The following is a 4,647-nucleotide window of genomic DNA, read 5'->3' as shown; positions in this document are numbered from 1 at the left end:
CCTATCGGGTGCGCGAGCTTCCCGGCCTGGACCAAGCTGCCGACTGGCTGCGGCGCAACCGGCCCGGGCACTACCGGCCGGGCATCATGCACGGCGACTACCAGTTCGCCAACGTAATGTTCGCGCGTGGCGAGCCGGCTCGGCTCGCGGCGATCGTGGATTGGGAAATGACCACCGTCGGCGACCCGCTACTGGACTTGGCCTGGTGCCTGCTGGGCTACGACGGTGAGAACCCGCGCGAGGACGGCTTTTATCTCGACATGAAGGGCATGCCGATGCGCAGCGAGTTGCTCGACCGCTACGAGAAGACCAGCGGGCTGGGATGCGAGAACATCGACTACTACCTCGTGCTGGCCAACTGGAAACTCGGCATCGTGCTGGAAAAGACCTACGCTGCCGGAGTGCGCACCGGGAAAGTCGACCCCAAGATCCAGGATACGTTCGGGGCGATGATCCCGCAGTTGATTGCCACGGCCGCCGAACTGGCCAACTCGCTACCCACGAAGGCTCGCTGAGATGGGTTACGCCGACGAGCTTTTCGACCTGACCGACCAGGTTGTGCTGATCACCGGCGGCAGCCGGGGGCTGGGCCGGGAAATGGCGTTCGGCGCCGCCCGGTGTGGCGCCGACGTGGTGATCGCCAGCCGGAAGATGGAGAACTGCGTCGTCACCGCCAAGCAGATCGAGCACGAAACCGGCCGCGCGGCAATGCCATACCAGGTACACGTCGGGCGATGGGATCAGCTCGACGGCCTGGTCGAGGCGACCTACGAACGATTCGGCAAGCTCGACACGCTGATCAACAACGCCGGCATGTCGCCGGTCTACGACAAGCTGACCGACGTCACCGAGAAGCTATTCGACGCGGTGGTCAACCTCAACCTGAAGGGTCCGTTCCGGTTGTCCGCTCTGGTCGGTGAACGGATGGTCGCCGCCGGACGCGGCTCGATCATCAACGTCAGCACCGCCGGGTCGCTGCGCCCGGCCCCCGACATCATTCCCTACGCGGCGTCCAAGGCCGGGCTGAATGCGATGACCGAGGGTCTGGCGCGTGCGTTCGGGCCGACCGTCCGGGTCAACACGCTGATGGCCGGCCCGTTCCTCACCGACGTCAGCAAGTCGTGGAACCTGGAGCAGGCGACGCAGAACCCGTTCGTCCACCTGTCCCTGCAGCGGGCCGGCGACCCGGCCGAAATAGTCGGTGCCGCATTGTTTCTGGCCTCCGCGGCATCCAGCTTCACCACCGGCTCGATTGTGCGGGCCGATGGCGGGATCCCCTGATATCCGCTAACACCTAGGAGTATTCGACATGGCATGGGACTTCTCTACCGAACCGGAGTTCGAGAAGAAGCTCGACTGGATCCGCGAATTCGTCCGCGAAGAGGTCGAGCCACTCGAGGTGCTGTTCCCCGGTTGCGAGTTCTTACCGTTGAACGACGAGCGGCGCAGAATCGTCGATCCGCTCAAACAACAGGTTCGCGACCAAGGACTGTGGGCGCCGCACCTCGGCCCGGAACTCGGCGGGCAGGGCTTCGGCGCGGTCAAGCTGACGCTGATCAACGAGATTCTTGGCCGCAGCCCATGGGCGCCAATCATCTTTGGTACTCAGGCACCTGACACCGGCAATGCGGAGATCATCGCCCGCTTCGGCACCCAGCAGCAGAAGGACCGCTATCTGAACGGCCTGCTGTCCGGCGAGATCTTCTCCTGCTTTTCGATGACCGAGCCGCAGGGCGGCGCCGACCCGCGGGTCTTCACCACCCGTGCCGTCCGCGACGGCGACGACTGGGTGATCACCGGACGAAAGTACTTCTCCTCCAACGCATCCGTCGCATCCTTCTTCATCGTCGTGGCGATCACCAACCCTGATGTGGCGGTGCATCACGGCGCGTCAACATTCCTGATCCCGGCAGGCACCGAAGGCCTCAACGTGGAAGCCAACCACCATCTGGTCGGAGCGGACTCGCACGAACCGGGTCATTCCTTGGTGCACTACGACGCGGTGCGGGTGGGGTCGGACGCATTGCTCGGTGAACCCGGCCAGGGCTTCCTGATCCTGCAGACCCGGTTGGCGGGCGGACGGCTGCATCACGCGATGCGCTCGATCGGAATGGCGCAACGCACCGTCGAGATGATGTCCAAGCGCGCGAAAAGCCGTTTCACTCAAGGTACTTTGCTCGCCGATAAGCAGTTGGTGCAAGAGTTCATCGCCGACTCGTATACCGAGCTGACACCGTTTCGGCTGACGGTGCTGCACGCCGCGTGGCTGATTGACAGCGGCGACGAGCACGCTGCGCGCGCCGAGATCGCAACGTGCAAGATCTTGGCCTCGCAGGTGCTGAAATCGATTGCGCTGCGCGCGATCCAGGTGCACGGTGCACTCGGGCTCACCGATCAGCTGCCGCTGGTCAATGTGCTGATCGGCGGTATCGCGCTCGGTCTGGCCGACGGGCCGACCGAGGCACACAAGGTCAACCTGGCCCGGATGCTGCTCAAGGGCTACGAGGCCGAGGACGGGGATTGGCCCAGTGAGATGCTCGACGTCCGCCGCGAGGCTGCCCGCGCCAAATACGGTGAGCTCGTTGACCAATAGCCGCGTGACCGCGGCTGTCGAGCGTGCCCTCGACGACCGTCAGCGGGAGGCCACCGAGGAAGTCGAACGCATCCTCGCCGCCGCCGTCCGGGTGATGGAACGGGTGGCGCCCGAACCGCCTCGGGTCAGCGACATCGTCGCCGAGGCCGGCTCGTCGAACAAGGCGTTTTATCGGTATTTCGCCGGCAAAGACGACGTCATCCTGGCGGTGATGGAGCGCGGCGTCGCGCTCGTCGTCTCCTATCTGCAGCATCAGATGGCCAAGGAGCGCACGCCCGCGGGCAAGGTGCGGCGCTGGATTGAGGGCGCGCTCGCACAGGTCGCCGACCCACACCTGATCAGCATGAGCCGGGCTGCGGCCGGCCAGATTTCGGCCACCGCCAACTGGCGTGCCGCCGACGACGAGATCATCCGGCCGATGCGCGATCTGCTGATCGAACCGATCGCGGGATTGGGCAGCACCGACGTTCGCCGCGATGCCGACACCGTGTTCCGTTGCACGGTGTCGGCCATGCGGCGCCACCTGGATTCGGCCGATCGGCCCGGCCTCGACGACATCGACCACTTGGTGCGGTTTTTTTTACGCGGGCTGGGGGCCGCCTGATGCGCGCCGTCGTCTGCCACGCCTACGGCCCGCCAGAAGATCTGGTTGTCGATGACGTTGCCGATCCGACACCGGGCCCGGGTCAGCTGCTGGTGCGCGTCCACGCCGCGGCTGTCAACTTTCCCGATGTGCTGCTGATCGCCGGCAAGTACCAGGTCAAGATTCCGGTTCCGTTCACGCCGGGCAGCGAACTCGCCGGCGAGGTGGTGGCCGCCGGCTGCGGTTCTTCCGGAGCACCGTTCGCTCCGGGCGACCGGGTGTTCGGCGCGACCCCAACGGGTGCGTTCGCCGAGCTGGCTCTGCTCGATGCGCACCAGGTGTCCGCGATTCCCGACGGCGCCGACTTCGCCCCCGCAGCGGCCTTCGGCGTCACTTACCGCACCGCATATCACGCCCTGCGGTCGGTTGCCCAAGTCGCAGAAGGGGATTGGGTGGTGATCCTTGGCGCGGCGGGCGGCGTGGGCCAGGCCGCGCTCGACCTGGCGGTCGGTATGAAGGCACGGGTGCTGGCCGCGGCGTCGACCGAGGACAAGCTCGCCATCTGCCGGCAGCGCGGCGCCGAAGCGACTGTCGCCTACGACGACGACGATCTGAAGGGAGCTATCCGCGAGCTCACCGGCGGCGGCGCGCGCGTCGTCATCGATCCGGTCGGAGGACGCTACTCGGAACCGGCGTTGCGGGGTCTGGCCCGCGGCGGAATGTTCATCACTCTCGGCTACGCCGCTGGCACGATACCCGCAATTCCGCTCAATCTGGTTCTGCTCAAAGACATCACCATCCGTGGCATGGAGATCCGCACCTTTACCGCCGATCACCCCGACGACGCTGCGCGCGACATCCGAGAGCTGCAGGAGATGTTCGCCGACGGCCGGATTCAGCCGTATATCGGTGCCCGGTTCCCGCTGGCCGAGGCCGCGACGGCGTTGCGGTATGTGGCCGAGCGCAAGGCGGTCGGCAAGGTAGTCATTGACGTCACGGCGTGACGTCGTCGAGACCCCTTGCAGGGTATTGGCATTCGGCGGGACCGCAGCCGGCTGTGTTTGATTCTGGTGTATTCGGGATTGTTCCCAGGGTCGCCTTGAATCTCCTCTCCCGGGTGTCAATTGCGTGCCAGCGGCGGCGAGCTGTCCCTGCTGCCGACGTGCGAGCGGCGAGCCGGCGGGCAGCTCAACGACCGTGGTCGGTGCGGATGTCGCCGCGGCTGTTCAGGCGTCTGTGCCCGGTCTGGTGGGGCGGGCGTAGGCGGCGGCTTGGGTGCGGTTGTCGACGCCCAGCTTGGCCAGGATCGCGCTGACGTGGTTGCTGACGGTGCGGGGGCTGATGGACAGCGCAGTGGCGATGTCGGCGTCGCTGCCGCCGGCGGCGAGCAACTCCAGGATGTCGCGTTCGCGGCGGGTCAGCCCGTGCGCATCGGCGAGGGTGTCGGGGCGCGGGCCGCGGGGGCTGTGGC

General features: G+C 66.3%; 6 protein-coding genes. 5 read left to right on the top strand and 1 reads right to left on the bottom strand.

What is annotated here, in order from left to right; genetic code table 11:
* From WAN71_RS09850 to WAN71_RS09830, 5 genes are all read left to right on the top strand, one after another.
* Window positions 1-515: phosphotransferase (locus tag WAN71_RS09850; protein WP_422225153.1), on the top strand; the 515-nt coding region annotated here is incomplete at its 5' end.
* A 1-nt stretch (window position 516) separates the two neighbouring features.
* A complete protein-coding gene (locus tag WAN71_RS09845; RefSeq protein WP_422225152.1) occupies window positions 517-1,281 on the top strand; it encodes an SDR family NAD(P)-dependent oxidoreductase in 765 nt (254 codons plus the stop codon).
* 28 nt (window positions 1,282-1,309) lie between these two features.
* On the top strand, window positions 1,310-2,593 hold the full coding sequence (locus WAN71_RS09840; protein WP_422225151.1) for an acyl-CoA dehydrogenase family protein: 1,284 nt from the start codon (window positions 1,310-1,312) through the stop codon (window positions 2,591-2,593).
* Window positions 2,574-3,197 carry a TetR/AcrR family transcriptional regulator gene (locus WAN71_RS09835; RefSeq protein WP_422225150.1) on the top strand — a complete coding sequence of 208 codons (624 nt, stop codon included), beginning with the start codon at window positions 2,574-2,576 and terminating at the stop codon, window positions 3,195-3,197. The genes WAN71_RS09840 and WAN71_RS09835 overlap by 20 nt, the downstream gene beginning before the upstream one ends.
* Window positions 3,197-4,180, top strand: a complete 984-nt coding sequence (locus WAN71_RS09830) for an NADPH:quinone oxidoreductase family protein (protein WP_422225149.1) — start codon at window positions 3,197-3,199, stop codon at window positions 4,178-4,180. The genes WAN71_RS09835 and WAN71_RS09830 overlap by 1 nt, the downstream gene beginning before the upstream one ends.
* Window positions 4,181-4,402: 222 nt before the next feature.
* Here the strand turns inward: WAN71_RS09830 and WAN71_RS09825 are convergent.
* Window positions 4,403-4,647: helix-turn-helix domain-containing protein (locus WAN71_RS09825; protein WP_422225148.1), on the bottom strand; the 245-nt coding region annotated here is incomplete at its 5' end.

The sequence above is a fragment of the Mycobacterium sp. genome, assembly GCF_049280035.1.
Taxonomy (GTDB): domain Bacteria; phylum Actinomycetota; class Actinomycetes; order Mycobacteriales; family Mycobacteriaceae; genus Mycobacterium.
Note: the sequence above shows the minus strand (reverse complement) of the source record. Positions and strands in the feature narration are given on the sequence as shown.